The organism is Nakamurella endophytica (assembly GCF_014646215.1).
GTDB lineage: Bacteria > Actinomycetota > Actinomycetes > Mycobacteriales > Nakamurellaceae > Nakamurella > Nakamurella endophytica.
This window is the reverse complement of sequence record NZ_BMNA01000004.1, coordinates 448,195-474,609: the sequence shown is the minus strand read 5'-3', so window position 1 is coordinate 474,609 and position 26,415 is coordinate 448,195. Positions and strand designations below refer to the sequence as shown.

At 75.0% G+C, this 26,415-nt stretch carries 25 protein-coding genes; 19 read left to right on the top strand and 6 right to left on the bottom strand.

The annotated features are described in order from the left end of the window. The first annotated feature begins 59 nt into the window (after positions 1-59). The gene (locus IEY37_RS12720) at positions 60-803 is read left to right on the top strand and encodes a TetR/AcrR family transcriptional regulator (protein WP_188941989.1); all 744 of its coding nucleotides are present in this window, start codon (positions 60-62) and stop codon (positions 801-803) included. A gap of 58 nt (positions 804-861) precedes the next feature. Here the strand turns inward: IEY37_RS12720 and IEY37_RS12715 are convergent, their stop codons facing one another. The 4 genes from IEY37_RS12715 to IEY37_RS12700 form a co-directional block, all read right to left on the bottom strand. Beyond that, positions 862-2,307 (bottom strand): neutral zinc metallopeptidase, encoded by a 1,446-nt coding sequence (locus IEY37_RS12715; RefSeq protein ID WP_188941987.1) that lies wholly within the window; start codon positions 2,305-2,307, stop codon positions 862-864. A gap of 813 nt (positions 2,308-3,120) precedes the next feature. Beyond that, positions 3,121-3,624 (bottom strand): GtrA family protein, encoded by a 504-nt coding sequence (locus tag IEY37_RS12710; protein WP_188941985.1) that lies wholly within the window; start codon positions 3,622-3,624, stop codon positions 3,121-3,123. Positions 3,625-3,687: 63 nt separating this feature from the next. After that, complete coding sequence (locus IEY37_RS12705; RefSeq protein ID WP_188941983.1) at positions 3,688-4,890, bottom strand: dipeptidase; 1,203 nt, start codon at positions 4,888-4,890, stop codon at positions 3,688-3,690. 120 nt (positions 4,891-5,010) lie between these two features. After that, positions 5,011-6,177 carry a pyridoxal phosphate-dependent aminotransferase gene (locus tag IEY37_RS12700; protein ID WP_188941981.1) on the bottom strand — a complete coding sequence of 389 codons (1,167 nt, stop codon included), beginning with the start codon at positions 6,175-6,177 and terminating at the stop codon, positions 5,011-5,013. An 80-nt stretch (positions 6,178-6,257) separates the two neighbouring features. On the opposite strand from IEY37_RS12700, the gene IEY37_RS12695 reads away from it, so the two are divergent. From IEY37_RS12695 to IEY37_RS12665, 7 genes are all read left to right on the top strand, one after another. Beyond that, positions 6,258-7,532 (top strand): DUF445 domain-containing protein, encoded by a 1,275-nt coding sequence (locus IEY37_RS12695; RefSeq protein ID WP_229674364.1) that lies wholly within the window; start codon positions 6,258-6,260, stop codon positions 7,530-7,532. Between the two features lie 127 nt (positions 7,533-7,659). Continuing rightward, positions 7,660-8,847 carry a xylose isomerase gene (gene xylA, locus IEY37_RS12690; RefSeq protein ID WP_188941979.1) on the top strand — a complete coding sequence of 396 codons (1,188 nt, stop codon included), beginning with the start codon at positions 7,660-7,662 and terminating at the stop codon, positions 8,845-8,847. A gap of 76 nt (positions 8,848-8,923) precedes the next feature. After that, positions 8,924-9,607: a nucleoside/nucleotide kinase family protein gene (locus IEY37_RS12685; protein WP_188941977.1), complete on the top strand. Its 684-nt coding sequence runs from the start codon at positions 8,924-8,926 to the stop codon at positions 9,605-9,607. A 110-nt stretch (positions 9,608-9,717) separates the two neighbouring features. Next, positions 9,718-10,782, top strand: coding sequence for an isopenicillin N synthase family dioxygenase (locus tag IEY37_RS12680; protein WP_188941975.1), 1,065 nt, complete (start codon positions 9,718-9,720; stop codon positions 10,780-10,782). A gap of 123 nt (positions 10,783-10,905) precedes the next feature. Then, a complete protein-coding gene (locus IEY37_RS22670; RefSeq protein ID WP_188941973.1) occupies positions 10,906-11,364 on the top strand; it encodes a helix-turn-helix domain-containing protein in 459 nt (152 codons plus the stop codon). Positions 11,365-11,513: 149 nt separating this feature from the next. Next, positions 11,514-12,356: a hypothetical protein gene (locus IEY37_RS12670; RefSeq protein ID WP_188941971.1), complete on the top strand. Its 843-nt coding sequence runs from the start codon at positions 11,514-11,516 to the stop codon at positions 12,354-12,356. 49 nt (positions 12,357-12,405) lie between these two features. Then, a complete protein-coding gene (locus tag IEY37_RS12665; RefSeq protein ID WP_229674363.1) occupies positions 12,406-12,735 on the top strand; it encodes a DUF2516 family protein in 330 nt (109 codons plus the stop codon). 25 nt (positions 12,736-12,760) lie between these two features. Here the strand turns inward: IEY37_RS12665 and IEY37_RS12660 are convergent, their stop codons facing one another. Next, positions 12,761-13,291 carry an inorganic diphosphatase gene (locus IEY37_RS12660; RefSeq protein ID WP_188941969.1) on the bottom strand — a complete coding sequence of 177 codons (531 nt, stop codon included), beginning with the start codon at positions 13,289-13,291 and terminating at the stop codon, positions 12,761-12,763. A gap of 258 nt (positions 13,292-13,549) precedes the next feature. On the opposite strand from IEY37_RS12660, the gene dacB reads away from it, so the two are divergent. The 10 genes from dacB (at position 13,550) to IEY37_RS12610 (ending at position 23,733) form a co-directional block, all read left to right on the top strand. Then, positions 13,550-14,983, top strand: a complete 1,434-nt coding sequence (gene dacB, locus IEY37_RS12655) for a D-alanyl-D-alanine carboxypeptidase/D-alanyl-D-alanine endopeptidase (protein WP_188941967.1) — start codon at positions 13,550-13,552, stop codon at positions 14,981-14,983. A gap of 41 nt (positions 14,984-15,024) precedes the next feature. Further along, complete coding sequence (locus IEY37_RS12650) at positions 15,025-16,074, top strand: Rv3626c family coenzyme F420 biosynthesis-associated protein (RefSeq protein WP_188941965.1); 1,050 nt, start codon at positions 15,025-15,027, stop codon at positions 16,072-16,074. A gap of 97 nt (positions 16,075-16,171) precedes the next feature. Continuing rightward, positions 16,172-17,233 (top strand): tRNA lysidine(34) synthetase TilS, encoded by a 1,062-nt coding sequence (tilS, locus tag IEY37_RS12645; RefSeq protein ID WP_229674362.1) that lies wholly within the window; start codon positions 16,172-16,174, stop codon positions 17,231-17,233. Positions 17,234-17,369: 136 nt separating this feature from the next. Next, positions 17,370-17,927, top strand: a complete 558-nt coding sequence (hpt, locus tag IEY37_RS12640) for a hypoxanthine phosphoribosyltransferase (RefSeq protein WP_188942392.1) — start codon at positions 17,370-17,372, stop codon at positions 17,925-17,927. A gap of 283 nt (positions 17,928-18,210) precedes the next feature. Next, on the top strand, positions 18,211-20,787 hold the full coding sequence (ftsH, locus tag IEY37_RS12635; RefSeq protein ID WP_229674360.1) for an ATP-dependent zinc metalloprotease FtsH: 2,577 nt from the start codon (positions 18,211-18,213) through the stop codon (positions 20,785-20,787). A gap of 26 nt (positions 20,788-20,813) precedes the next feature. Continuing rightward, positions 20,814-21,422 (top strand): GTP cyclohydrolase I FolE, encoded by a 609-nt coding sequence (folE, locus tag IEY37_RS12630; RefSeq protein ID WP_373298336.1) that lies wholly within the window; start codon positions 20,814-20,816, stop codon positions 21,420-21,422. Positions 21,423-21,475: 53 nt separating this feature from the next. Beyond that, positions 21,476-22,378, top strand: coding sequence for a dihydropteroate synthase (folP, locus tag IEY37_RS12625; RefSeq protein ID WP_188942388.1), 903 nt, complete (start codon positions 21,476-21,478; stop codon positions 22,376-22,378). Further along, positions 22,363-22,755, top strand: coding sequence for a dihydroneopterin aldolase (gene folB / locus IEY37_RS12620; RefSeq protein WP_188941964.1), 393 nt, complete (start codon positions 22,363-22,365; stop codon positions 22,753-22,755). The genes folP and folB overlap by 16 nt, the downstream gene beginning before the upstream one ends. Then, positions 22,752-23,240 (top strand): 2-amino-4-hydroxy-6-hydroxymethyldihydropteridine diphosphokinase, encoded by a 489-nt coding sequence (folK, locus tag IEY37_RS12615; RefSeq protein ID WP_188941961.1) that lies wholly within the window; start codon positions 22,752-22,754, stop codon positions 23,238-23,240. The genes folB and folK overlap by 4 nt, the downstream gene beginning before the upstream one ends. Next, positions 23,230-23,733 carry a DUF3180 domain-containing protein gene (locus IEY37_RS12610; protein WP_229674358.1) on the top strand — a complete coding sequence of 168 codons (504 nt, stop codon included), beginning with the start codon at positions 23,230-23,232 and terminating at the stop codon, positions 23,731-23,733. The genes folK and IEY37_RS12610 overlap by 11 nt, the downstream gene beginning before the upstream one ends. A 124-nt stretch (positions 23,734-23,857) precedes the next feature. Here the strand turns inward: IEY37_RS12610 and IEY37_RS12605 are convergent, their stop codons facing one another. Beyond that, the gene (locus IEY37_RS12605) at positions 23,858-24,778 is read right to left on the bottom strand and encodes a 3-methyladenine DNA glycosylase (RefSeq protein WP_188941959.1); all 921 of its coding nucleotides are present in this window, start codon (positions 24,776-24,778) and stop codon (positions 23,858-23,860) included. A gap of 71 nt (positions 24,779-24,849) precedes the next feature. On the opposite strand from IEY37_RS12605, the gene lysS reads away from it, so the two are divergent. Beyond that, on the top strand, positions 24,850-26,364 hold the full coding sequence (lysS, locus tag IEY37_RS12600) for a lysine--tRNA ligase (protein ID WP_229674357.1): 1,515 nt from the start codon (positions 24,850-24,852) through the stop codon (positions 26,362-26,364). Positions 26,365-26,415: the final 51 nt, after the last annotated feature.

The following is a 26,415-nucleotide window of genomic DNA, read 5'->3' as shown; positions in this document are numbered from 1 at the left end:
TCTTGCGCAGGCCGGTCGTTGACTGGTCACATGTGCGCACGACCAGGGGGGAGGTCAGGATGGCTCAGGGGCGGGGGCGGACCGGCCGTCGGGACGAGGCGCTGGGACGGTTGCTGGGCGCCGCCCGCGCGGCGCTGGAGGCGGACGGCGTCGTCGAGCTGTCGCTGCGCGCGGTGGCGAAGGGACTCGGCTGGGCGAACTCGACGGTGTACCGCCACGTGGCCAACCGGGACGCCCTGCTGGCCCTGCTGTCGTCGGACGTCAACGACGAGGTCCGGGACGTCGCCGAGGCGGCGGACCGGGCGTGCGCGGTGGAGGGCGGGGACGCGGCCGAACGCTGGCTGGCGGTGGCCCGAGCCCTGCGCGACTGGGCGAGGGCGCACCCGCACCTGTTCGGTCTGCTGTGCACCACGGCCGCCCCGGAGGACCCTGCCCGCCCCGGCCACTTCCGGGTCACCGGTATCTGGCCCACGATGGGCCGGATCATCCACGCCGGCCGCGCGGCCGGGGCCATCCGGCCACCGGCGGCGGGCGCCTACGACATCGCGGGCGTCTTCGACATGCAGCGGTTCGCCTCGAGCGGAGTACCGCAGGAACCGTTCGCCGACCTGCCCGTCCGCTCGATCTCGCTGTACACGTCGCTGCTGGGGATCCTGGCCTCCGACGTCTTCAACCAGATGGAGCACCTGGACGGCGCCCGCGACCGGCTGTTCGACCTGCTGGTGGCGGTCACCGCCGGCGCCGCCGGCCTGGACATCGTGCTGCCGCCGGCGCCGGCGGCGGCCGCGCCGTCCGTCGGCTGACCGGCAGCACACCCGGGCCGGGTGCACCGCGCGGCTCGTCGCGAGCCACCGGACCGGCTCAGCCGGCGTAGAAGTCGGTGCACCGCTGCAGGCCCAGCACCACGCCGACGTACAGCGCCTGCACCTGGTCGATGGCGCCGGTGGAGGTGCCGCCCGAGGCGTCGGCGGCGGGCAGCGACGAGGCCATGACCTCGTACACGGCCTTGTCCAGGTCGTTCGGCGACAGCGTGAGCTTCCGGTCGCCGGTGCCCTGCGGCGTGCGCATCCAGTTCGCCCACGACCCGGCGTAGCAGAGCGCCCGCAGGCCGGCCTGGTCCCCGGTGGTGGGGGCGCCGGTGGCCGCTGCCGCGGCCAGCGCGTAGCGGCTGACCAGCAGGATCACCGCCGACATGTCGCCGTTCCTGGAGTTCCAGCCCGCCGTCGGGGTGCCGATCCGCTGCAGCTCGGCGAGGTTGTACGCCACCGTGTTGGTGGCGGCGCAGAAGCCGACCGGCGTCGACATGGCGTTGCTGGCGCAGGCCGGCGGCGCGCCGCCGGTGTAGGGCGCGAGCGTCGGCGCCTTGTACCCGGGGACCTTGCCCGCGAAGTAGCTGTTGGTGACCGCGACGATCTGCTGCAGGAACCCGTCGGTGATCTTGACGTTGCCGTAGTTCTGAGGCTTCACGGTGAAGCCCGTCTCCTTGATGCGCGCGTCCACCTCGGCCTGGTCGATCTTGCTGCACCGGACTGCGCCGTTGGTGAAGCCGAGGGAGAAGGCGAAGCTGCGGTCGAAGCCGCTGCCGTGGGCCTGGGCGGCCTTCGGGGACAGGCCGACCGGGTCGCCGGTGGACATCATCGCGGCCAGCACCTCCTTGACCCCGGAGGTGCGGTTGAGGTCGTAGTAGGTGGAATGGCCGTCGGCGACCCAGCGCCAGTACGCGCCGGCGTAGCAGTCCGCCTGCTGCTCGAGCATGATCACGTCATCCGAGTCGCTCATGTCCTCGTCGAGGCGGGCCTGGACCAGGTGGCCCATCTCGTGGGCGAGGATCGTCGGCGCGCCGAGGTCCCCGACGTCCTTGCCCATCCGCGGGAGCAGGACGCCGCGGTCCCAGACGATGGTGTCGCAGCCGGGGTTGTACGACGCGTTGACCGAGTGGTAGAGCGAGCGGCCGCAGACGGTGGCCTTGGGGTCGTTGGAGTCGTAGGACTTGAGTTCCTTGGCCGGCGTGAACCGCTCCTTGAAGCTCTCGGGGAAGACTTCGCCGTAGAAGACGTACAGGTCGGCGATGGTGTTCTTCGCCTGCGTGTCCCACTTCGTGTGACCGTCCGCGGTGACGGCGACGGTCGCCGGTGCCACGTCGTTCTTGGGCCCGCTCGGCCCGACGTCGACCGGCTGCGACGGCACGGTGGCCGTTCCGATCTTGGCCGCCTGTCCGGAGACGGCGGTGGTGCAACCGGCCAGCAGCGCGCCGGCGGCGGCCACGGCGACCACGCTGCGCAGCACGCGCCCGAGGGTGGGGGACACGGGTCATCCTCTCGATCCTGCGCCCGGTCGGCGAGCCGGCCATTCCGGGGGAAAAGGGACGCTACCTGCTGGCGCGTCGGTCCGTCGGCCTATCGGACGGCGCCGGGCTGCCCTGCGTTCCCCGGCTCCGCCGGCTGTTGGACGCGCACCGGGACGGGCTCACGACCGGCGCCCGGGCGGGACGCCGTCGGCCGGCACGGCGTGCCCGGCCGGGTGCGGTGCGCCGGCAGGCCACGAGCGCTGCGGCTCGCTGTGGCAGGACGCCCGGGCCACGGCACAGCACCGCATCCGGGGCGCTGGGGTCATGGGGCCCCGGCCGGCAGGCGGCCGGCCGGGGCCCGAGCGGCGGCGGCCCCGGCGGGGGGCGCGGCGGAGCGTCCGCACGCCCGGCCCGCGGGACGGCCCGGTCGACACCGGGCCGGGACGCCGCGGGACGCTGTCCCTGGCGGCGTGCACGTCCGCGCACCGCGCCGAACGTCGCGGGCCGGACCCACATCCGGCGTCACCCGGGGGAGCGGGCGGGGGCCCGATCGGGACCACCGCACGCCGACCGTCCGGTACCCCGACCTTCGGCTCACGGGCGGAGGACCGACACCAACCGGCGGCATTGCCGTCGGCGTGGGCCACCCCGCCCGTGTGACGCCAGTCATACTCCTGGCCCCCGTCGGTGGCAACAGGCAGCGACGGCACGGCCGTCACGACCGGGTCACGATCCCGGCCTGGCGCCGCAACCCGGCGCCGCAACCCGGTGCCGCAACCCGGTGCCGCCACCTGCGCGGCTCGCGGACGTCCACGGATCCGCGGGGCTGCCGGTCAGTGCCCGGTCCGGTGCCCCCACCACCAGCGCAGCACGGCGAACCGCCCGGCGCCGACGCCGGCGTTGACCGCCAGCACCGCCGCGGCTGCTGCCACGCCGGTGACCGGTGACAGGTCCAGCGCGACGGTGGTCAGCACCAGCCCGACCAGGCAGGTACCCGCCGCGACGACCTGGTCGCCGGTCCGCCGGGCGGTGTCGTGCACCCCGAAGGTCACGGCCCGGTGGACGGCGTTGGTCACCACGGTCGCCGCGCACCACGACAGCACCGCGGCGACGGTGCTGCCGACCGGCCGCTCCAGGGCCAGGTACAGCACGAGCTGCAGGACGGTGCCGGCCGTGCCGACGGCGGCGAACCGTGCCGCCTGGCCGGCCAGTGCCCGCCACGCGGGCGGCAGCGTGGTCGCGGGTCGCCGGACCGGTGCGCCGAGCGCCGCGCCGTCCCGCCGCGCGTGCCGGTGGGCGAGGACGGGCCCGCTGGCGGCGGTCACGGCGACGGTCATGGCCCCACCGTGGTCCCGCGGGCCGTGCGCACGCTGCCGAGAGCCTGTGTCGTCGCTGTGTACCTACAGCGACGCGGCGACCGCCTCGGCGTCGGCCATCACCCGCAGGATGTTGCCGCTGGTCAACGCCCTCAGGTCGGCGGCCGACCAGCCGCGGGTGGCCAGCTCGGTGAGCAGCGCCGGGTAGCAGGAGACGTCGGCCAGCCCCTGGGGCAGCCGGTCGACGCCGTCGTAGTCGCCGCCCAGGCCCAGGTGGTCCACGCCGGCGACCTCCCGGGCGTGCTCGACGTGGTCGGCGACCTGGGCCAGCGTCGCCACCGGCGCGGGGTGCTCGCGCTGCCACCGCTCCAGCTCGGCCGTCGCCGCGACCCTCGCCGCCGCGGCCGCGGGGTCCGCCGCCTCGGCCGTCGGCTCCTCCCCGGCGTCCGCGGTGTACCCGCCCACGGTGCGCAGGTCCAGCCGCTCCCGGACGGCCTCGAGCTCGGCGTCGTACCGGGCGCACTCGCGGGAGACGAACTGCGGGACGAAGGTCAGCATCACCACGCCGCCGTTGCCGGGCAGCCGGCCGAGGACCGCGTCCGGCACGTCCCGGACGTGGCCGGCGAGTGCCCGGCAGGAGGAGTGGGAGAAGATCACCGGCGCCCGCGACGCGTCGAGCGCGTCGTTCATCGTGCTCTCGGCGACGTGCGAGAGATCGACGAGCATGCCGAGCCGGTTCATCTCGGCGACGACCTCGCGCCCGAACGCGGTGAGACCGCCGGCGGCCGGCACGTCGGTGGCCGCATCCGCCCACGGCACGTTCTGGTTGTGGGTGAGCGTCAGGTAGCCGACGCCGAGCCGGTGCAGCGTGCGCAGCACGGCCAGCGACCCGGCGATGCTGTGACCGCCCTCCGCGCCCATCAGGGCGGCGATGCGGCGGTCGGCCATCGCGGCGCGGACGTCGGCGGCCGTGCGGCAGGCGCGGAACGTGTCCGGATACCGGGCGACGACGGCCGCCACGCAGTCGATCTGCTCGAGGGTTGCCACGACGGCGTCGCCGGGCGGCAGGGTGCCGGGCACGTAGACGGAGAAGAACTGCGCGCCGACCCCGCCGCGCCGCAGTCGCGGGATGTCGGTGTGCAGGGACGGCTGGTCGACCGCCAGGTCGCGCCGGTCGAGGTCGTAGCGGACCTGCTTGCGGAGCGCCCACGCGACGTCGTTGTGCCCGTCGAACACCGGTGCCTGCGCGTGCACGGCGGCGACGTCGGTCGGCTGGGGAGCGGTCATGCCGGCGATCCTCGCACCGTCGCCGACGGGCCGGGCAGCGCCACCGCGCCGGCCCACGGCCGTGCCACCGCGCCGGCCCCGGCCGCGGGACCACCGGGCGAACCGGTCGGGCCCGCCGGTTCAGCCCGCGAGCCGGCGCACCGCCTCGTCGATCACCTCGTCGCGCTTGCAGAACGCCCACCGGACGTAGGGCCGGCCGGCGGCGGGATCGTCGTGGAACACCTGCTGCGGCACGGCCACCACCCCCGCGCGGCCGGGCAGCTCGAGGCAGAAGCGCAGCCCGTCGGCCTCCGTGCCCGGCGGCGTCAGCGGGCGGATGTCGGTCGGGACGAAGTACGTGCCCTGCGGGCGCTGCACCCCGAAACCGGCGGCGGCCAGCCCCTCGCACAGCCGGTCCCGCTTGTCCTGCAGGTCCTTGCGCAGCCCGTCGACCCAGCCCATCTCGTGCTCGAGGGCGTGCGCGACGGCCGGCTGGAACGGAGCGCCGCCGACGAAGGTCAGGAACTGCTTGGCGGCCCGCACCGCGGCGACCAGCTCCGCCGGCCCGCACACCCAGCCGATCTTCCAGCCGGTGGCGTTGAACGTCTTGCCGGCGCTGGACACGGTGAGCGTGCGCCCGGCCATGCCGGGCAGCGAGCCGATCGGGACGTGCACGGCGTCGTCGTAGGTCAGGTACTCGTACACCTCGTCGGTGACCACCACCAGGTCGTGCCGGACGGCGAGCTCGGCGATCGCCGACAGCTCCTCGCGGGTCAGCACGGTGCCGGTCGGGTTGTGCGGGCTGTTCAGCAGCAGCAGCCGGGTGGCCGGGGTGATCGCGGCCGCCAGCCGGTCCGGGTCCAGCGACCAGCGGCCCGTGGCGTCCGGACGCAGCGGGACGGACACGTGGCGCGCCCCGGCCATCGCGACCGCCGCCGGGTAGGAGTCGTAGTAGGGCTCCAGCATCACCACCTCGTCGCCCGCCTCGACCAGCGCCAGCACCGCGGCGGTGATGGCCTCGGTGGCGCCGACGGTGACCAGCACCTCGGTGTCCGGGTCGAACCGCTGCCCCCGGTCGCGCAGCCGGGCGCGGGCGACGGCCTCGCGCAGCACCGGCATGCCCGGCCCCGGCGGGTACTGGTTCACGCCGCCGGCGATCGCGTCGCGCGCGGCCTCGAGCATCCCGGCCGGGCCGTCGGTGTCCGGGAAGCCCTGTCCCAGGTTCACCGCCCCGGTGGCGACGGCCAGCGCGGACATCTCCGCGAAGATCGTCGTGGTGAACGGTCGCAGCCTCGGGACCAGGTGCATGCGCCCTTCCTACCAACCGCAGGCACCCCTGGGTGCCGCGCCCGCGCCGGCCGGGCGGCGGCGACCCCGACAATGACCCGGTGACCGCCGCCTGGAGTGCCTCGCTGCCGCCCACCCCTGCGGACGTCGAGCGGCGGCGCCGGCTCGTCCGCATGAAGGCCTTCGCCACCGCCCTGCTCGTGCTGATGGCGGTCGTCTTCGTGGTGGCCTGGCTGCTGGAGAAGGACCACCCCTGGGCCGGCTGGGTGCGCGCGGCCGCCGAGGCCGGCATGGTCGGCGCGCTCGCCGACTGGTTCGCGGTCACCGCCCTGTTCCGCCGGCCGATGGGGCTGCCGATCCCGCACACCGCGATCATCCCGACCCGCAAGGACGACATCGGCGCCTCGCTGTCGGAGTTCGTGGCGGCCAACTTCCTGTCCGAGCAGGTGGTCCGGGACAAGCTGGCCCGGTTCTCGGTGGCCTCGCGGGCCGGGGCCTTTCTGGCCCGGCCGGAGGCGGCGGAGCGGATCGCCGCCGAGCTGGCCAGCGCGGTGCGCGGGCTGTCCACCGTGCTGTCCGACGACACCGTGGCCGGGCTGCTGGAGGACCTGGCCCGCCGCCGGATCGCCGAGACCCGGGTCGGCCCGCCGCTCGGCCGGATCGCGTCGGACGTGTTCGCCCGCGGCGACCACCACCCCTTGGTGGACTTCGTCGTGGACCGGGTGCACGCGTGGATCCGGGACAACTACGACCTGGTGAACCGGGTGGTGACGCAGCGGGCCCCGACCTGGACGCCGCGGTTCGTCGACGACCTGCTGGCCGACCGCCTCTACCGCGAGGTGGAGGCCTTCGCCCTGGCGGTCAAGGAGGACCCGGACCACCAGCTCCGGCAGGCCCTGGACCGCTTCCTGCTGGAGTTCGCCGAGGACCTGCAGCACGACCCGGTGACGATGGACCGGGCGGACGCCGTCAAGGAACGCATCGTCGACAACGCGCAGGTCCGCTCGCTGGCGGCCAGCGCCTGGGGCTCGGCCAAGGAGGCCCTGCTGGCCGCCGCCGCCGACCCGGACTCCGAGCTGCGCCGCACCGTCGTGCGCGGGCTCATGTCGTTCGGCGAGCGGCTGCGGGACGACCCGGAGACCGCCGGCAAGATCGACCGCTGGGTGGCCGACGCCGCTGGGTACCTGGCCCGCAACCACGCCAGGGCCATCACCGGGATCATCGACGAGACCGTGGCCCGCTGGGATGGCGAGGCCACCAGCCGCAAGATCGAGCTCCAGGTGGGGCGCGACCTGCAGTTCATCCGGATCAACGGCACCGTCGTCGGCGCCCTCGCCGGCCTGGTGATCTACTCGCTGGCCCGGCTGTTCCTGTGAACGGCCGACCCCGCGGTCGACGGCCGGCGGAGGGGTCTGTTGACTGGGACGATCCGGAGGACCTGCCGGGCTTCCGCCGCCGGCCGTGGCCGGCCCGGACACCAACCACTACTCGGGAGCACACACGATGACGCCACAACCCACCCGCGAGGACAAGTTCAGCTTCGGGCTCTGGACGGTCGGCTGGCAGGCCCGCGACCTGTTCGGCGAGGCGACCCGGCCGGTGCTGGCCGCGACCGAGGCCGTGCACAAGCTGTCCGAGATGGGCGCCTACGGCATCACCTTCCACGACGACGACCTCATCCCGCCGGACAGCTTGCCGGCCGAGCGTGAGCGGATCATCGACGAGTTCCGCAAGGCGCTGGCCGACACCGGCCTGGTGGTGCCGATGGTCACCACCAACCTGTTCGGCGACCCGGTGTTCAAGGACGGCGGTTTCACCAGCAACGACCGGTCGGTGCGCCGGTACGCGCTGCGCAAGGTCATGCGCAACATGGACCTGGCCGCCGAGCTCGGTGCGCAGATCTACGTCTTCTGGGGCGGTCGTGAGGGCTCCGAGGTCGACTTCGCCAAGGACGTCCGGTCGGCGCTGGACCGCTACCGCGAGGGCATCGACATGCTGGCCCAGTACTCGATCGACAAGGGCTACGGCATGCGGTTCGCGATCGAGCCCAAGCCGAACGAGCCGCGGGGCGACATCCTGCTGCCCTCCATCGGCCACGCGCTGGCGTTCATCGAGCAGTGCGAGCACGCCGACATGATCGGCATCAACCCGGAGACCGGCCACGAGCAGATGGCCTCGCTGAACTACACGCACGGCATCGCGCAGGCGTTGTGGCAGGGCAAGCTCTTCCACATCGACCTGAACGGGCAGAAGGGCCCGCGGTACGACCAGGACCTGGTGTTCGGCTACGGCGACCTGCTGCAGGCGTTCTCGACCGTGGACCTCCTGGAGAACGGCGCCCCCGGCGGCGGGCCGACCTACGACGGCGACCGGCACTTCGACTACAAGCCGCTGCGCACCGAGAGCATCGAGGGCGTCTGGGAGTCGGCGCGGGCGAACATGGAGCTGTACATCACCCTGCGCGACCGCTCCCGCAACTTCCGGGCCGACCCGGAGGTGCAGGAGGCGCTCGAGGCGGCGCGGGTCGCCGACCTCGCCCAGCCGACCCTGGGCGAGGGCGAGAGCTACGACGACCTGCTCGCCGACCGGTCCTCCTTCGAGGAGTACGACCTGGAGACCGCCCGCAACCAGGGCTACGGCTACGCCCGGTTGCAGCGGCTGGCGCTGGAGCACCTGCTCGGCGTGCGCTGACGTCCGCGGCGGGACCGGTTCCGGGCGGGACCGGTCCCGCGGCGGTCGGGACGGGCCCGGCTGGCAGGCTGGGACGGTGAGGTTCCGTCCCGTCGACCCGGCCGCGCTGCCGGCCCTGCTGGCGGACCGGGTCGCCGACGCGGCCCCGGGCGGCCGGGTCCGGGTGGGCCTGGACGGCGACGACGCCGTCGGCACCGCCGATCTGGCACAGCGGCTGGCGGAGGCGTTCCAGGACTCCGGTCGGCCGGCCACCGTCGTGTCCACCGGCTGGTGGTGGCGGGCGGCCGCGCTGCGCCTGGAGCACGGCCGTACCGACGTCGACAGCCTGCTCACCGCCTGGGTGGACGACGACGCGCTGCGTCGCGAGTTGCTCGATCCGTGGGCCGCCGACGGCAGCGGCCGCTTCCTGGCCCGGCTGCGGGACCCGGCCACCGACCGGTCGGTCCGCGAGCCGTACCGGCAGGCCGGCGCCACCGAGGTGCTCGTGCTGCACGGGCCACTGCTGACCGCCGGCGCCGTGCGGCCGGACGTCACCGTCGTGCTGCGGGTGTCCGACGGGACGCTGGCCAGGGCGCTGCCACCGGAGCGGCAGTGGTGGCGCCCCGCGTTCGCCCGGTACCTGGCGGAGCGGGACCCGGAGGCCGACGCCCTGGCCGTGGTGTCCTACGACCACCCGCGCAGCCCGGCCGTGGCAGGGCCCCGACAGCCCGCCGGCGCCGCGGCGTCACATGCCCGACACGGGGACGGTTCGCGCCGGTGATCCGGACCGGGCACAGTGCAGCCCACGACGGCCGCAGCGCCGCGGGCCCGGCACGACGCGCCGGGTCGGCGCGCCACCGGCCCCCGCGGCCCGACCCCCAGGAGTGACCCGTGCAGCCCACCACCGACACCGAGCGGCCGAGGTTCCAGGTGCCGCTGGTCGACATCTCGCCGTACGTCGGGGACGGCTCCCCGGCCGCGCGGGCCCGCACCGCGGCGGCGGTGGACCGGGCCTGCCGGACGGTCGGCTTCATCCAGATCACCGGCCACGGCATCGATCCCACCGTCGCCGAGGGGCTCGCCGCCGCCATCGACGACTTCTTCGACCTCCCCCTGGAGGTCAAGAAGCAGTGGATCGCGCCGCCGGGGATCAACCGCGGGTACACCGCACCGAAGTCCGAGCAGCTGAGCCTCAGCCTGGGCGTCGCCGCGGCGAACCGGATGAACGACTTCTTCGAGGCCTTCAACATCGGCGTCACCGCCGCCGACCACCCCGGGCTGGACCTGCCCGCCGGCGACTACGCCGACAACATCTGGCCCGACGGCGCCGGCCCGTTCGCCGCGCGCACCCTGGCCTGGTTCGCCGAGGCCGGCCGGGTGGCGCGGGTGCTGACCACGATCTTCGCCGACGCGCTGGGCCTGCCCGCGGGATGGTTCGACGCCTTCACCGACCACTCGCTGGACGTGCTGCGGATGAACAACTACGCCCTGCCGCCGGGCGACATCGAGCTCGACGCCGACCTGACCGGGATGGGCGAGCACACCGACTACGGGATCGTCACCGTGCTCTGGGCCGACCGGGTCGCCGGGCTGCAGGTGCTCGACGACGACGGGCGCTGGCACGACGTGCTGCCCGAGCCGGGCGCGCTGCTGGTGAACCTGGGCGACCTCACCGCCCGGTGGACGAACGAGGTGTGGCGGTCGACGCTGCACCGGGTGAAGCCGCCGGTTGTCGACGGGCGCATCGAACGCCGCCGGTCGGCGGCGTACTTCCACGACGGCAACATCGACGCGGTGGTGTCGGCGCTGCCCGGCACCGTCCCCCCGGGCGAGGAGCCGCTCTACCCGCCGGTGACCGTCGCCGAGCACATCGCCGGCAAGCTCGCCGGTTCGCGACAGCTGGTCCGCAACACCCGCGCCGAGCGCGAGGCGCAACGGGTGATCACCGCCCGCTGAGCCGCGTCGTCCGGCGGGCCTCGACACCGCCCTCACGGTTTTGCTTGCAGGAGCAAGCAGTCCTGCTAGCGTGGAGGACGTGCACCGGCGGATCGACCGCCGGCCCGGCCGAGGGGACGTCGCATGGACCTGACCGAGGTGCTCACCCCGGTGAAGGATCTCGGCGCCTTCATCCGGGAACAACGCACCGAGGCGCAGATCTCGCTCCGGGCGCTGGCCGCCAGGGCGGGCGTGTCCAACCCCTACCTGTCACAGGTGGAACGCGGCCTGCGGCGGCCCAGCGCCGATATCCTGGCCCAGATCGCCCGCGGGCTGTCGATCTCGGCCGAGTCCCTGCTCGCCCGCGCCGGCGTGCTGGACCCGCCCACCCCGCCGCCGGCCGCCGACCACACGGCCGGGACCGGCACCGTGCCGGGCGACACCCTGCCCGGCGGCACCGTCCCGGTCGACACGGCGCCCGGCGACACCGCGCACCGGGCCGTCGTCGCTGCGCTGCGGGCGGACCCGGCGCTCAGCGGCCGGCACCGGTCCGCACTGATCGACCTCTACACCGCCCTCCGCCAACCCGGCACCGCCGGCTGACCCGCGGGACCCACCGGCTCCCCGCACCGAACCTGCCGACCGCACCCCCCAGGACCGCAGCCCGCCACAGCCCGCCACTCCCGCACCGACCGCACCACCACCCGTCCCGCGACACAGCGGCGGCCCAGGCCGCCGGAAGGGAGACCGTCATGTCCCTGCTCACCGACCTGCGCTCGGTGTCCGAGAGCGCCGTCGACCAGCTCGCCGCCCGGTTCCCCGACCTGCCCCGCCCGCTGCTCGCCGCGATCGGTGCCGGTGACATCGCCGTCCGCCGGCTCGCCGAGCTGCGCGAGTCGCTGCGGGAGACCCTGCCGTCCGCACCCGAGGCCGGCGACGTCCGGGCCGCCGCGGCCGACCTGCCCGGTCGGGCCCAGCGTGCGGCCGCCGACCTGCCCGCCCGCGCCCAGCGCATCGCCGCGGACGTGGCCCAGTCCGTGGAGCAGTTCGCCGCCGAGGCGCCGGGCAAGGCGCAGGAGCTGATCGGGGAGCTGCCCGCCAAGCTGGCCGAGTTCGGCCAGGCGGTGTCCGGGACGAGCGTCCGGTCGACCGTCGAGGCGTACACGCACCTGGCCGGCATCATCTACGGCAACCTCGCCAAGCGCGGCGACCGCGCCTGGCACGACGTCCGCGCCGGCGACCTGCGCCCCGGCACCGTCGTGGACGGCGGCTCCGCCGCACCGGCCGCGTCCGGGACCGTCCCGGCCGCGGACGCGGAGCCGCCGGTCGCCGAGTCCGCACCGCCCGTGCCGGCCGCCGACGACGTCGCCGAGGCGATCGCCGCCGCCACCACGACGCCGACCACCTCCGCGCAATCGGCGCGCGCCTCGAAGGCGCGCGCCCGGGTCGCCGCCGCCGAGGTCGAGGCCACCGCCCGGGCCCGCGCAACCCGCGCCGGCCGGACGGCGACCGGCGCGGCCGCGACGCGCCGCGCCACATCTCCGGCGACCACGCCGCGGCGCACGCCGAAGCCGCGGGGGACGACGGCGGGCTGAGCCGGTCGGGCCCGCCCGGGTCCGCATCCGGCACCCGTATCGTGGAACCGTGGAGAACCCGCTGTCCCTCGTGGTGCCGGTCATCACGGCCATCACCTGGGTGCTGGCCATCGCGGGGGCGCTGGCCGCCGTGTTCGCCGCGGTGGACGCGTCGGCGCGCCGGCCCGACGCCTACACGGCCGCCGACAAGCAGAGCAAGGGCGTCTGGGCCGGCATCACCGTCGCCAGCGCGGTCGTCGCGGTCCTGGGTGCGCTCAACCCGGGCAGCCCGTTCGGCCCGCAGCAGCTGCTGTGGCTGGCGGCGGTCGTCGGCACGCTGGTCTACCTGCTGGACGTGCGGCCCCGGCTGCGGGAGGCGCAGCGCGGCTCGCGGTGGTGATCCCGGCGGATCGCCGACCCGCGGGTCAGTGGGCGGGTGCCGCCCCGTCGGCCCGCGCGGCGTCCAGCGCCGCCAGCCGCTTCTTCTCGCGGTTGAGCGAGATCCGGATCTCCGTCTCGGCGTCGCCGCGACCCACCCAGTTCGCGCCCTCGACGCTCTTGCCGGGCTCCAGGTCCTTGTAGACCTCGAAGAAGTGCTGGATCTCCAGCCGCTCGAAGATCGCCATGTCGCCGATGTCCTGCAGGTGCGCCTGCCGCGGGTCGTTCGCCGCGACGCAGAGCACCTTGTCGTCGGGACCCTTCTCGTCCGTCATCCGGAACATGCCGATGGCGCGGGCCAGCACCAGGCACCCCGGGAAGGTCGGCTCGGTGAGCAGCACCAGCGCGTCCAAGGGGTCGCCGTCCTGGCCCAGGGTGTTCTCGATGTACCCGTAGTCCGCGGGGTACTGCGTGGCGGTGAACAGGGTCCGGTCGAGGCGGATCCGACCCGTCTCGTGGTCGACCTCGTACTTGTTCCGGCTGCCCTTGGGGATCTCGATGAGGACGTCGAACTCCACGGTCTGCACCCTTTCCGCACTGCACGCCCGTTACCCGCGGTGCCTGGCGATCGTATCGGCCGGTCAGCGGCAAAACCCGCCCGGTGAGTGCGGTTCGCAGCACACGCCGGCCCGACCCGGCGGACTCTAGTCTGGGCGGGCAGCGCGCCGGACCGGGACGCGACCGGTCCTCGGGCCGACCTAGGGCCCGGCGTCGCGCGCCCGCGTCCTCCGGCATCGGTGGGCGCCCGAGGACGACGTGCGGTGGGAGGACCAGGGGTGCGCAGGGGCAGGTCGTCGCGGACGGCGGTGGTCGTCGTGGTCGCCGTCCTGGTGGTCGCGGCCGCGGTGATGGCCGGCTTCGTCTGGTGGCCGCGGTCCGACCAGGGCAGCGCCGGCCCGACGACCTCGACGACGACGTCGTCGTCCGCGGACGTCGTGGACCCGCCCGTCCAGCCCGCGGCCGCCGCGGTGAAGCCGCTGTCGGCCACCGCGGGTCGCGTCCCGCAACCGGACAAGGTGGCCGCCCGGCTGGCCGGTCCGCTCTCGAACCGGGCGCTGGCACAGTTCAGCGGCATCGTCGAGGACGCCGCCACCGGGACGGTGCTGTGGAAGCGCGACCAGGGCACCCCGGTCATCCCCGGCTCCACGCTGAAGCTGCTCACCGCGGCTGCCGTCCTGACGTCGATGAGCCCGGACACCCGGCTGACCACCACGGTCGTCAGCGGCAGCCGTCCCGGGGACGTCGTCCTGGTGGGCGGTGGCGACGTCACGCTGTCCGCGCGGCAAGAGGGCGTCGGCACCGTCTACGACGGCGCGCCGACGGTGGCCGACCTGGCCGCCCAGATCAAGGCCAAGAAGGTCAAGGTCACCCGGATCCTCACCGACACCACCTACTGGTCCGACGACGACCTCGCCGACGGCTGGCTCACCGACGACATCACCGGCACCGCGGCGGCCCGCCAGGGCTACATCACCCGGATGCAGCCCCTGATGGTCGACGGCGACCGCACCGACCCGGCCGACGAGGACTCGCCGCGCACCGGAGCCCCCGCGAAGACCGCCGCCAAGGCGCTGGCCCGCGCGCTCGGCGTCCCCGACGTGCCGGTGGTCACCGGCAGCCAGGCGGCGCCGGACGCGACGGTGCTGGCGAAGGTGCAGTCGCAGCCGGTGTCGATCCTGCTGTCGCAGGCCCTGCTCAACTCGGACAACGTGCTGGCCGAGGCACTCGGCCGGACGGTGGCCCTCAAGCGGGGGGCGCCGACGACCTTCGAGGGCGTCGAGGCCGCCGTGGTGCAGGCGCTCGAGGACCTCAAGCTGGACACCGTCGGCCTGGTCATGGAGGACGCCTCCGGCCTGTCGCCCGGCGACCAGGTGTCCGCCTCGCTCGAGGCGGACGTGATGGCGCTCGCCGTGTCCGGCCGGGTGCCCGCCCTCGGCGGCATGCTCGCCGGCCTGCCGGTGGCCGGCGTCTCCGGCACGCTCGGCCCGGACAGCGGCCGGTTCCGCAGCGCCGCCTCCAAGGCCGGCGCCGGCTGGGTGCGCGCCAAGACCGGGTCCCTGGGGGTGACCTACGCCCTCACCGGCTACGTCCCCGACGTGGACGGCCGGATGCTGGTGTTCTCGTTCAACTCGCTCGGCGTGGGCGGCGACCAGGGCCGATTCGCGCAGGACGCGGTGGCCGCGGCACTGCGCGGCTGCGGCTGCAGCTGAGGCCCGGCCGGGTCCGCGGGAGGGTCCTCTACCGTGGACGGATGGCCGACTCCGTGATCGACTGGGAGGCCGCCGTCCGCGCCGGCCGGCGTCTCGCGCCCACCGGACCGGCGGTCACCCCGGCCGACGCCCGGCAGGCCGTCGCGGACCTGCGGTCGCTGTCCGCGCGGGCCGAGCTGGTGGTCCGCGACACCGCCCGGCTGGGGCAGGGGCTGCCGGTCGCGGACGCCGTCGTCGTCGACCGTCCGGCCTGGATCGCGGCGACCGCGGAGGGCATGGAGCTGCTCACCGAGCCGGTCGTCCGCCGGCTGACCGCGCAGGCCAGCCGGGTTCCGGCCCGCGCCGGCGCGCTCGCCGGGACCCAGCTGGGTGCCGTCCTGGCCTTTCTGTCCGGGCGGGTGCTCGGCCAGTTCGACCCCCTGGTGGACGCCGACGGCCCCGTCGGCCGGCACGCCGCGCCGTCGCCCGGCCGGTTGCTGCTCGTCGCACCCAACATCGTCAAGGTCGAGCGGGAGCTGCGCGCCGACCCGCTGGACTTCCGCATGTGGGTCTGCCTGCACGAGAGCACCCACCGGCTGCAGTTCACCGCCGTGCCCTGGCTGCGGGACCACTTCCGCGGCCTGGTCGCCGAGTACGCCGAGGTCTCCGACATCGACCCCGGGGAGATGCTGCGCCGCGCGGCCCGGGCGGTGTCCGCCCGCCGGGAGGGGCGCTCCTGGATCGAGACCATGCAGACCGCGGAGCAGCGGGCGGTGTTCGACCGGCTGATGGGCCTGATGACGCTGCTCGAGGGCCACGCGGACTGGGTGATGGACGCGGTCGGACCGTCCGTCGTGCCGTCCGTCGCCGCGATCAGGTCGCGGTTCGGCGAGCGCCGGCGCCGCGGTCGCGGCCCGCTCGACCGGCTGCTGCGGTCCCTGCTCGGCATGGACGTCAAGCTGGCCCAGTACGTCCACGGCGCCGCCTTCGTCGCGGCGGTCGTCGACCGCCTCGGCGTCGACGGCTTCAACCGGGTCTGGACGTCCCCGGAGACGCTGCCGACCCGCGCCGAGACCACCGACCCGGACGCCTGGCTGGCCCGGGTCGGCTGAGCCGGGGCCAGTGCTGCACGCGCCGACGGACCCGGCCGGCGACAGGGCCGGCGACAGGGCCGGTGACAGGGCTGCGGCGGCTGCCGTCCGGCGCGCCGTGGCCGGGACGCTGGCCGGCCACGTCGCCGCCGACCGCCCGGTGCTGGTCGCCTGCTCGGGCGGCGCCGATTCCCTCGCCCTGGCGGTGGCCGTGCTGGCGGTCGCCGGCCCGGAGCGGGCGTCGGCGGTGACCGTCGACCACGGGCTGCAGCCGGGGTCGGCCGACCGCGCCGCCGCCACGGCCGCGCAGCTGGCGGGCCTGGGCTACCGCCGGGTCCTGGTCCGGGCCGTCACCGTCTCCGGCGGCGGGGGACCGGAGGCGGCCGCCCGGTCGGCGCGCTACCGGGCGCTGGCCGGGGCGGCGGCCGAGGTCACAGCGCCGGACGGCCCGCCGGCGGCGGTGCTGCTCGGCCACACCCTCGACGACCAGGCCGAGACCGTGCTGCTGGGGCTCGCGCGCGGCTCCGGGCCGCGGTCGGTGGCCGGGATGCGGGAGTGGCGCGAGCCGTTCGGCCGGCCGCTGCTGGCCGTGCGCCGCGCGCAGACCGAGGCGGCGTGCCGCGCGGCCGGCCTGGCGTGGTGGGAGGACCCGCACAACGGCGATCCCCGGTACACCCGGGTGCGGCTGCGCCGGGAGGTGCTGCCGTTGCTCGAGGACGTGCTGCACGGCGGGGCCGCGGAGGCGCTGGCCCGCACCGCCGACCAGCTCGCCGACGACCTGGCCGCGCTGGACGAGCTGGCCGCCGAGGCCGCCCGACGCTGCGGCGACGGCGCCGGCGGGCTGTCCCGGGCACCCCTGCGGGCGCTGCCCACCGCGGTGCGCCGGCGAGTGCTGCGGACCTGGGTGGCCGCGGCCGGAGCCGGCCCGCTGACCGCCGACCACCTGGCCCGGCTGGACCGGCAGGTCCGGTCCGGCCGCCCCGGCGCGGCCGTCCGGCTGCCCGGCGGGTCGGACGCCGTGCTGTCCGCGGACCGGCTGTGGTGCCGCCCGGCGGGCGCGCCGGCTGGGCCGGATGGCAGGCTGGGGCACGGGGGCTCGCCGGTGGTCGACCAGGCCGCCGGAGCCGGCGTCGCGACGCCGGGGGAGGCGAGCGCAGTGCCGCCCGAGCGGGGAACCTGACGTCCACGCACCGAGGAGCCACGTGACCAGCGACCTGTCGACCTCCGCGACGACCCTCCCCGCCGGGGCGGCCGCTCCGCTCACCACCACCCTCACCTCTTCCGACGCCGTCCGGCCCGGCCCCGGCGACCCGGACATCGGCGCCCCGTACGGCTATCCCGGCGAGCTGGCCGCCACCCTGATCGACGAGGACGCGGTCCGGAGCAAGGTGGCGCAGCTGGCCGCGGCCGTCGCCGCCGACCACCGGCACGAGCAGCCGCCGCTGCTGGTGTGCGTGCTCAAGGGTGCGGTCATGTTCGTCACCGACTTCGCCCGCAGCCTGCCCATCCCGGCCGAGCTGGAGTTCATGGCGGTCAGCTCGTACGGCTCGGCGACCTCGAGCTCCGGGGTGGTGCGGATCCTCAAGGACCTGGACCGGGACATCACCGGGCGCCGGGTGGTGATCGTCGAGGACATCATCGACTCCGGGCTGACCCTGAGCTGGCTGCACAAGAACCTCGCCAGCCGCGGCCCGGCGGCCATCGACATCGTGGCCCTGCTGCGCAAGCCGGCCGCCGTCAAGGTCGACGTGGACGTCCGCTACGTCGGCTTCGACATCCCGACCGACTTCGTCGTCGGGTACGGGCTGGACTTCAACGAGCGCTACCGCGACCTGCCGTTCGTCGGGCTGCTCGGCGAGCACATGTACCGCTGACCGGACCGGCCCACGGTGCTGCGGCGGTGCCGCCCGGCGGTCCTGGGACGCAGATCACGCCCCGGATCGGGGCCCGGATCGGGGTCCGTCGGACCGCCCGGGAACCAATCGGTCGCGCGGTACGCTCAAGTGACTGGTCGCGCACGCGGGACCCGGCGTCCACAGTCCGTGTCAGGCGTCGGCCAGGCGGACACGCGGCCAGCCCGAGCCGGCACCTGCGCCGGCTCGGTTGCCACCGTGTGCTCCCAGGGAGGGTTGTGGCCGCCCGGCGGCCGAACTCCATATGGACCGTAAACGCCTGCTCCGCTCCCCACTGCTGTGGGTCGTGGTGGTCTTCGCCGCGTACCTCCTCTACTCGTACCTGTCCGACGACACCCGGGGGTACAAGCAGGAGCCGACGTCGGTCGCGATCACCCAGCTGACCAACAGCAACGTCGCCTCGGCGATCATCGACGACAAGGAACAGCGTCTGCGCCTGACGCTGAAGACCCCCGTCGACGGCACCACGCAGATCTACGCGCAGTACCCGGACGCCGCCGCGGCGCAGGTCTTCCAGGCCGTGCAGAACGCCAAGCCGACGGAGAACTACAACGTCCAGGTGACCAGCGAGTCGCCGCTGTTCTCGCTGCTCATCTACATCATCCCCATCGGGCTGATCATCCTGTTCATGCTCTGGATGCTCAACAACGCCCAGGGCGGCGGCAACAAGGTCCTCTCGTTCGGCAAGTCCAAGGCCAAGATGCTGTCCAAGGACATGCCGGCCACCAAGTTCACCGACGTGGCCGGGGCCGACGAGGCCGTCGAGGAGCTCGACGAGATCCGCGACTTCCTGCAGAACCCGGCGCGCTACCAGGCGCTCGGCGCCAAGATCCCCAAGGGCGTGCTGCTCTACGGCCCGCCCGGCACCGGCAAGACCCTGCTCGCCAGGGCCGTGGCGGGCGAGGCCGGCGTGCCGTTCTACACGATCTCCGGCTCGGACTTCGTCGAGATGTTCGTCGGCGTCGGCGCCAGCCGGGTCCGCGACCTGTTCGAGCAGGCCAAGTCCAACGCCCCGGCGATCATCTTCATCGACGAGATCGACGCCGTCGGCCGGCACCGCGGCGCCGGCATGGGCGGCGGCCACGACGAGCGCGAGCAGACCCTGAACCAGCTGCTCGTGGAGATGGACGGCTTCGAGGCCAAGGGCGGGATCATCCTGATCGCCGCGACGAACCGGCCGGACATCCTGGACCCGGCGCTGCTGCGGCCCGGCCGGTTCGACCGGCAGATCCCCGTGGGCACCCCCGACCTCAAGGGCCGGCAGGCGATCCTCGCGGTGCACGCGAAGGGCAAACCGTTCGCCCCGGACGTGGAACTGCTGCCGCTGGCCAAGCGGACCGTCGGCATGTCCGGCGCCGACCTGGCCAACGTCATCAACGAGGCCGCGCTGCTCACCGCGCGCACCCACGGCACCATGATCACCAACGCGGCGCTCGAGGAATCCGTGGACCGGGTGGTCGGCGGACCCGCCCGCAAGGGCCGGATCATCTCCGAGCAGGAGAAGAAGATCACCGCCTACCACGAGGGCGGGCACGCGCTGGCCGCCTGGGCGATGCCCGGGCTGGAGCCGGTCTACAAGGTGACGATCATGCCGCGCGGCCGCACCGGCGGGCACGCACTGGTGGTGCCCGAGGACGACAAGCAGCTGATGACCCGCAGCGAGATGATCGCCCGGCTGGTCATGGCGATGGGCGGCCGCGCCGCCGAGGAACTGGTCTTCGCCGAGCCGACGACCGGCGCCTCCAGCGACATCGCGCAGGCGACCAAGATCGCCAGGGCGATGGTCACCGAGTACGGCATGTCGGCCAAGCTCGGCGCCGTCAAGTACGGCACCGGCGACGACGAGCCGTTCCTGGGGCGGACCTACGGGCACAACCCGGACTACTCGATCGAGGTCGGTGCGGAGATCGACGGCGAGGTGCGCGCGCTCATCGAGGCGGCGCACACCGAGGCGTGGGCCGTGCTGAACGAGAACCGCGACGCGCTGGACGAGCTCGCCCGGCAGCTGCTGGAGAAGGAGACGCTGGAGCGCCGCGACCTCGAGGTCGTCTTCGCCTCGGTCCACAAGCGTCCCAAGATCACCACATTCGACGACTTCGGCGGCCGCACGCCGTCCGACCGGCCGCCGATCAAGACCCCCGGCGAGCTGGCCATCGAGCGCGGCGAGCCGTGGCCGCCGGAGCCGGTCACCCCGCCGCAGCTGACCAAGGGTGCTCCGGTGCCGGTCGGCGCCGGTGCTCCGGGCGCCCCGGTGAACGGCGCCCCCAACGGCCACAACGGTGCCAGCCCGTGGGGCTACCAGCCGCCGTCCCCGCCCGGCGGCTACCCCGGGCCGAACCCGGCCGGCTACGTCGCCCCGCCGAACTGGTCCGGCGGCGTCCTCCCCGGCCCGCTCGCGCCGCTGCCGGGCTCCTGGCCCGGCGCGGACGGCCGCGGCCAGCAGCCGGCGAACGGTCAGCCGGGGTACGGGCAGCCGGCCAACGGTCAGCCGGGGTACGGGCAGCCGGCCAACGGTCAGCCGGGGTACGGGCAGCCAGGGTACGGGCAGCCGGCCAACGGTCAGCCGGGCTTCGGGCAGCCCGCCAACGGGCATCCGGGCAGCGGGCAGCCGGGCAACGGGCACGCCAACGGGTGGATCCCGCCGGGGATCAACCCGCCGGCCGCCCCCGACGGCGGTCCTTCCGGTCATCCCGGCACCCAGCAGTCCGGCCCGGCGACGGGCGGGTACCGGCCGGGTGGCCAGCACCGAGCGGGCGACGGCCAGGACGGCGGGCCCGCGGATCCGTGGGCGCCGCCCGCGGAGGGGGACCGCCGGCGGTGACCGTGGACGGCAGCCGGTCCGCGCAGGTGTCCGGTCCGGTGGACGGTGCGGTGCCGGGCCGCCCCCGCACGTTCGACGCCACTCGCGCCGAGGCGGCCGTGCGCGAGTTGCTCCTCGCCTGCGGCGAGGACGTCGACCGCGAGGGCCTGCGGCAGACCCCGGCGCGGGTCGCGCGGTCCTTCGCGGAGCAGTTCGCCGGGCTCCACCAGGAGCCGGACAGCGTGCTGGACACCGTCTTCGACGAGAACCACGCGGAGCTGGTGCTCGTCAAGGACATCCCGATGTTCTCGACGTGCGAGCACCACCTGCTGCCGTTCTTCGGCCAGGCCCACGTCGGGTACATCCCGGGCCGCGACGGTCGGGTGACCGGGTTGTCCAAGCTGGCCCGGCTGGTCGACGGGTACGCCCGCCGGCCGCAGGTGCAGGAGCGGCTGACCACCCAGATCGCCGATGCGCTGATGCGCCGGCTGGATCCGGCCGGGGTCATCGTCGTGCTGGAGGCCGAGCACCTGTGCATGTCGATGCGCGGCGTGCGCAAGCCGGGGTCGCGCACCACCACGTCCGCCGTCCGCGGTGTCTTCCAGACCGGTGCGAGCACGCGGGCCGAGGCGATGAGCCTGATCATGGGACGGTGACGTCCGTGACACCGGCGGCCGGGGTGCCGGTCTTCGGCGCCCGTCCGTGGGTGATGGGCATCGTCAACGTCACGCCGGACTCGTTCTCGGACGGCGGCCGCTGGGACACCACCGAGCGCGCCGTCGCCCGCGGCCGGCAGCTGGTCGCGGACGGCGCCGACCTGGTGGACGTCGGCGGCGAGTCCACCCGGCCCGGCGCGCAGCGGGTCGCCGTCGAGGTGGAGCGCGACCGCGTCGTGCCGGTCGTCGCCGCGCTGACCGCGGACGGCATCCGCTGCTCGGTGGACACCACCCGGGCGGCGGTCGCCGCGGCCGCGGTGGACGCCGGAGCGGTGCTGGTGAACGACGTCTCCGGAGGGCTGGCCGACCCCGGGATGGCCGCGCTGGTGGCGGACCGCGGCCTGCCGTGGGTGCTCATGCACTGGCGGGGACCCAGCGAGGTGATGGGCAGGCTGGCGGTCTACCGCGACGTGGTCGCCGAGGTCCGGGCCGAGCTGCTGCAGCGGGTGGAGGCCGCCGTCGCCGCGGGTGTCGACGAGGGGTCGCTGGTGCTGGATCCCGGCCTGGGGTTCGCCAAGGACGGCGAGCACAACTGGGCCCTGCTGCGGCGGCTGGACAGCCTGACCACGCTGGGCTTCCCGGTGCTGGTCGGCGCCTCGCGCAAGCGGTTCCTCGGCGGCCTGCTGGCGGCACCGGACGGGACCCCGCGGCCACCGTCCGGCCGCGAGGTGGCGACCGCGGTGCTGTCGGCGGACGCTGCCCGGCACGGCGTGTGGGGGGTGCGGGTGCACGAGCCGGGGCCGAGCCGGGACGCCCTGGCGGTGCACGCGGCGCTCGCCCCGCTGCCCGGCGGGGACCCGCGCCGGAGGGTCACCGCGCCGCTCGCCCCGCGGGACGCCGCCGGGCATCCCACCCGGCCCGCACGGATCGGAGGAGCGTCGTGGCGGATCGGGTGACCCTCACCGGGCTCCGGGTGATCGGATACCACGGCGTCCACGACCACGAACGCCGCGACGGTCAGCCGTTCGTCGTGGACGTCACGCTGTGGCTCGACGCCACGGCCGCCTCCCGGTCGGACGACGTGGCCGACACCGTGCACTACGGCGAGGTGGCGCAGCTGGCCGCCGGCGTGGTGGCCGGGCCGCCGCGCAACCTGATCGAGACGGTCGCCGCCGAGATCGCGGACGCGGTCATGGCACGGTGGCCCGTGCACGCCGTGGAGGTGACGGTGCACAAGCCCGAGGCGCCCATCCCGCTGGACTTCGCCGACGTGGCGGTGACCGTCCGCCGGTCGACGGGCGGCGGACGCGGCGGTCGGGTGGTCCCGGTATGACCGCCGCCGTGCTGTCCATGGGGTCGAACGTCGGGGACCGGATGGCGCACCTGTCCGCGGCGGTCCGCGGGCTCGGTCACGACGTCCGCGCCGTCTCGTCGGTGTACCGGACCCCGCCGTGGGGGCCGGTCGAGCAGCCCGACTACTACAACCTGGTGGTGCTCGTCGACGACGACCGGATCGACGCCCGCGGCTGGTTGCAGCGCGCCCAGCGCCTGGAGGGCGCGGCCGGCCGGGTGCGGACGGTCCGCTGGGGGCCGCGCACCCTCGACGTCGACGTCGTCACGGTCGAGGGCGTCGTCAGCACCGACCCGGACCTGACGCTGCCGCACCCCCGGGCCCACGAGCGGGCCTTCGTGCTGGTGCCGTGGGCCGAGCTGGACCCCACCGCGGAACTCCCCGGGCACGGCCGCATCGACCGGCTCCTCGAGCAGCTGCCGCCCGCCGAGGTCGCGGCCGTGGTCAGGGTCGGCCGTGTCCACTGACCGCGGCCGGATGGAGTTCACCCGGATCCGCGACCTGGCCGCCGTCGGGCTGGTGTCGCTGCTGGCCGGTTACCTCCTGGTGCGGCTGAGCTACCAGCGGATCCCCCCGCTGCCGTCGCTGGCCGGGCTGGCGGCGGCCGTGCTGGGAGCGGCGGAAGCCGTCGCCGGCTGGGGGCTGCGCAGCCGGATCCGGGCGTCCCGCGATCCCGACGACCGGTCGGAGCGGCGCCCGGTTCCGCCGCTGCTGGCGGCCAGGGCGGTGCTCACCGCCAAGGCGAGCTCGCTCGCCGGGGCCGCCCTGTGCGGCCTGTGGCTGGGCGTGCTGGTCTACGTGGCGCCGATCGCCGGCCAGGTGTCGGCGGCCCGCGACGACGTGCCGGCCGCGGTGATCGGGATCGTCGGGTCGCTGGTGATGGCGGCCGGCGCGCTGTACCTCGAACACTGCCTGCGCACGCCCACCGGCGCGGGCGACGGGCGGCGCGGGGACCGCTGAGCGCGGACCCGGAGGCCGGGCCGGCCGCAGGGTGGCGCCGAGCCCCACCGGTCGGGCGCGCGGCGGCGGCCGGGCACCCCGGGCGGGGCCGCCGCCGGGTCACCGGCCGCGGATCCCGACCGGGTCAGCGCGGGGCGGTGAGCGCCCGCTCCACCGCCCGGCGCAGCGCCGCCCGCAGCACCGCCGCCCGAGCGGCCACCTCGCGCTGCGCCCGCACGTACGCCGCCCGGCCGGCCGGCGTCTCGATCGGCACCGGCGCGACCCCGAGCGCGGACAGGTCGTAGGGCGAGGCCTGCATGTCCAGGTACCGGATGCGCAGCGCCAGCCGGAAGCAGCGGAGCACCAGGTCCGCCGACACCAGCGGACCCAGCTTGTAGGTCCACTTGTACAGGTCCATGGACGCGTGCAGGCAGCCGGGCTGCTCCAGCGCCACCCGGTCCTGGGCCGTCGGCCGCAGCGTGTTCCGCGGCCGGGCCGCGGGCGTGAAGAACCGGAACGCGTCGTGGTGCGAGCAGCGGACGGTCTGGCTGCGCACCACGGCGTCGGTGCCGGCGGCGCCCAGCCGCAGGGGCCACCGGGCGTGCCGGCGGGCGCCCGCGTCGTCGTAGACCATCGCCCACTCGTGCAGGCCGAAGCAGCCGAAGGACGCCGGCCGCTCGGCCGTCGCGCGCAGCAGCCGGCCGAGGGCCTCGACGGCCACCCGGTGGTCGGCCAGGTACCCGGCCGTGTCGACGACGACGGCCGTCACCGGGCCGCCGTCGGTGGCGACGGTGACCGGCCGGTGGTACTCGCGGCGGGCCAGGTCGCCGGCATCCAGCAGGCCGACGCCGGGACCGGGCTGCCAGCGGCGCAGCTGCCCGGGTCGCAGCCGGTAGTAGGTGAAGAGGAAGTCCTCCACCGGGTGCGTCGCGCCGGTGCCGCGGCGCGCCCGGATGCCGGCGGTCAGCTCGTCGACCGCGGCCCCGTGGTCCCGGGCCATCGCCCGCCACGCCGGTCCGGGGACGAGCGGGACGGCGTCGGCAGTGCTCGGCGCCCCGTCGTCCACGGGGCCAGTGTGCCCGAGGCGGGAGTGCAGGCACCGCCCGGCGCCCGGACCGGCCAGTAGGGTCGATCTCCGTGAGCACCGAGCCGACCGCGGACACCGACGACCTCCCCGAGCAGCTCCGGGTGCGCCGGGAGAAGCGGGCCCGCCTGCTGGAGCAGGGCGTCGACCCGTACCCGGTGGGCGTCGCGCGCACCCACTCCCTCGCCGAGATCCGCACCGGATACGGCGATCTCGAGCCCGACCAGGCGACAGGGGTACAGGTCGGGGTCACCGGGCGGGTGATCTTCCTGCGGAATTCGGGCAAGCTCTGCTTCGTCACGCTGCGGGAGGGCGGCGCCGGCGACGAGGGTGTCGAGCTGCAGGCGATGATCTCGCTCGCCGGCGTGGGCGCCGACGCGCTCGCCGCCTTCAAGGCCGACGTCGACCTCGGCGACCACCTGTTCGTGCACGGCGAGGTGATCACCTCCCGGCGCGGCGAGCTCAGCGTGCTGGCCGACTCCTGGCGGTTGACCGCCAAGGCGTTGCGCCCCCTGCCGGTCGCCCACCGACCGCTGTCCGAGGAGAATCGTGTCCGTCAGCGGTATGTCGACCTGATCGTCCGACCGCAGGCCCGTCGCACCGTGGAGATGCGGGCCGCCGTCAACGCCTCCGTCCGCTCCGTGCTGACCGGCCGCGGCTTCCTCGAGGTCGAGACGCCGATGCTGCAACTGCTGCACGGCGGGGCCGCCGCGCGGCCGTTCGTCACCCACATGAATGCGCTCGACCTCGACCTGTACCTGCGGATCGCCCCGGAGCTGTACCTCAAGCGCTGCGTGGTGGGCGGGATCGACCGGGTCTTCGAGGTGAATCGGAATTTCCGGAACGAAGGCACCGATTCCACGCACTCGCCGGAGTTCGCGATGCTGGAGGCCTACCAGACGTACAGCGATTACGACGGAATGGCGGAACTGACCCGGACGCTGATCCAGCAGGCGGCGATCACCGTCTTCGGCTCGACCACTGCGGTGCACGCCGACGGTTCGCAGTACGACCTGGGCGGTGAGTGGGAGTCCATCACGCTCTTCGGCGCGTTGTCGGAGGCGGTGGGGGAGCAGATCGATATCACTACTCCGATGTCTGACCTCGTCGCGCTCGCGGAGCGGTTGGACGTGCCGGTGGCGCCGCACTACGGGCCCGGCAAACTGGCCGAGGAGCTGTTCGAGGCGACGGTGGTGGACAGGCTGCAGGCCCCCACCTTCGTGCGCGACTTCCCCGCAGAGACCTCGCCGCTGGTGCGCGGCCACCGCACGGTGCCCGGCCTGGCCGAGAAGTGGGACCTCTACCTGCGCGGCGCGGAAACCGCCACCGGATACTCGGAACTCGTCGACCCGGTGGTGCAGCGCGACCGCTTCCTGCAGCAGGCGCGCTTCGCCGGGCTCGGCGATGCCGAGGCGATGGTGCTGGACGAGGATTTCCTGCGCGCCATGGAATACGGCCTGCCGCCGATGGGCGGTGTGGGCATGGGCATCGACCGCCTGCTCATGGCGCTGACCGGTCTGGGCATCCGGGAGACCATCCTGTTCCCGTTCGTGCGCCCGGCGGACTGAACGCAATTCCCTGCGCCGCGCCCGCCGTCGGCGACGGCGGGCCGTCGGGGC

Bases quoted from the DNA above. Each gene is read 5' to 3' on its own strand.
- IEY37_RS12720 (WP_188941989.1), top strand. From the start codon at position 60: ATGGCTCAGGGGCGGGGGCGGACCGGCCGTCGGGACGAGGCGCTGGGA.
- IEY37_RS12710 (WP_188941985.1), bottom strand. From the start codon at position 3,624: ATGACCGTCGCCGTGACCGCCGCCAGCGGGCCCGTCCTCGCCCACCGG.
- IEY37_RS12705 (WP_188941983.1), bottom strand. From the start codon at position 4,890: ATGACCGCTCCCCAGCCGACCGACGTCGCCGCCGTGCACGCGCAGGCA.
- IEY37_RS12700 (WP_188941981.1), bottom strand. From the start codon at position 6,177: ATGCACCTGGTCCCGAGGCTGCGACCGTTCACCACGACGATCTTCGCG.
- xylA (WP_188941979.1), top strand. From the start codon at position 7,660: ATGACGCCACAACCCACCCGCGAGGACAAGTTCAGCTTCGGGCTCTGG.
- IEY37_RS22670 (WP_188941973.1), top strand. From the start codon at position 10,906: ATGGACCTGACCGAGGTGCTCACCCCGGTGAAGGATCTCGGCGCCTTC.
- IEY37_RS12670 (WP_188941971.1), top strand. From the start codon at position 11,514: ATGTCCCTGCTCACCGACCTGCGCTCGGTGTCCGAGAGCGCCGTCGAC.
- IEY37_RS12650 (WP_188941965.1), top strand. From the start codon at position 15,025: ATGGCCGACTCCGTGATCGACTGGGAGGCCGCCGTCCGCGCCGGCCGG.
- ftsH (WP_229674360.1), top strand. From the start codon at position 18,211: ATGGACCGTAAACGCCTGCTCCGCTCCCCACTGCTGTGGGTCGTGGTG.
- folP (WP_188942388.1), top strand. From the start codon at position 21,476: ATGGGCATCGTCAACGTCACGCCGGACTCGTTCTCGGACGGCGGCCGC.
- folK (WP_188941961.1), top strand. From the start codon at position 22,752: ATGACCGCCGCCGTGCTGTCCATGGGGTCGAACGTCGGGGACCGGATG.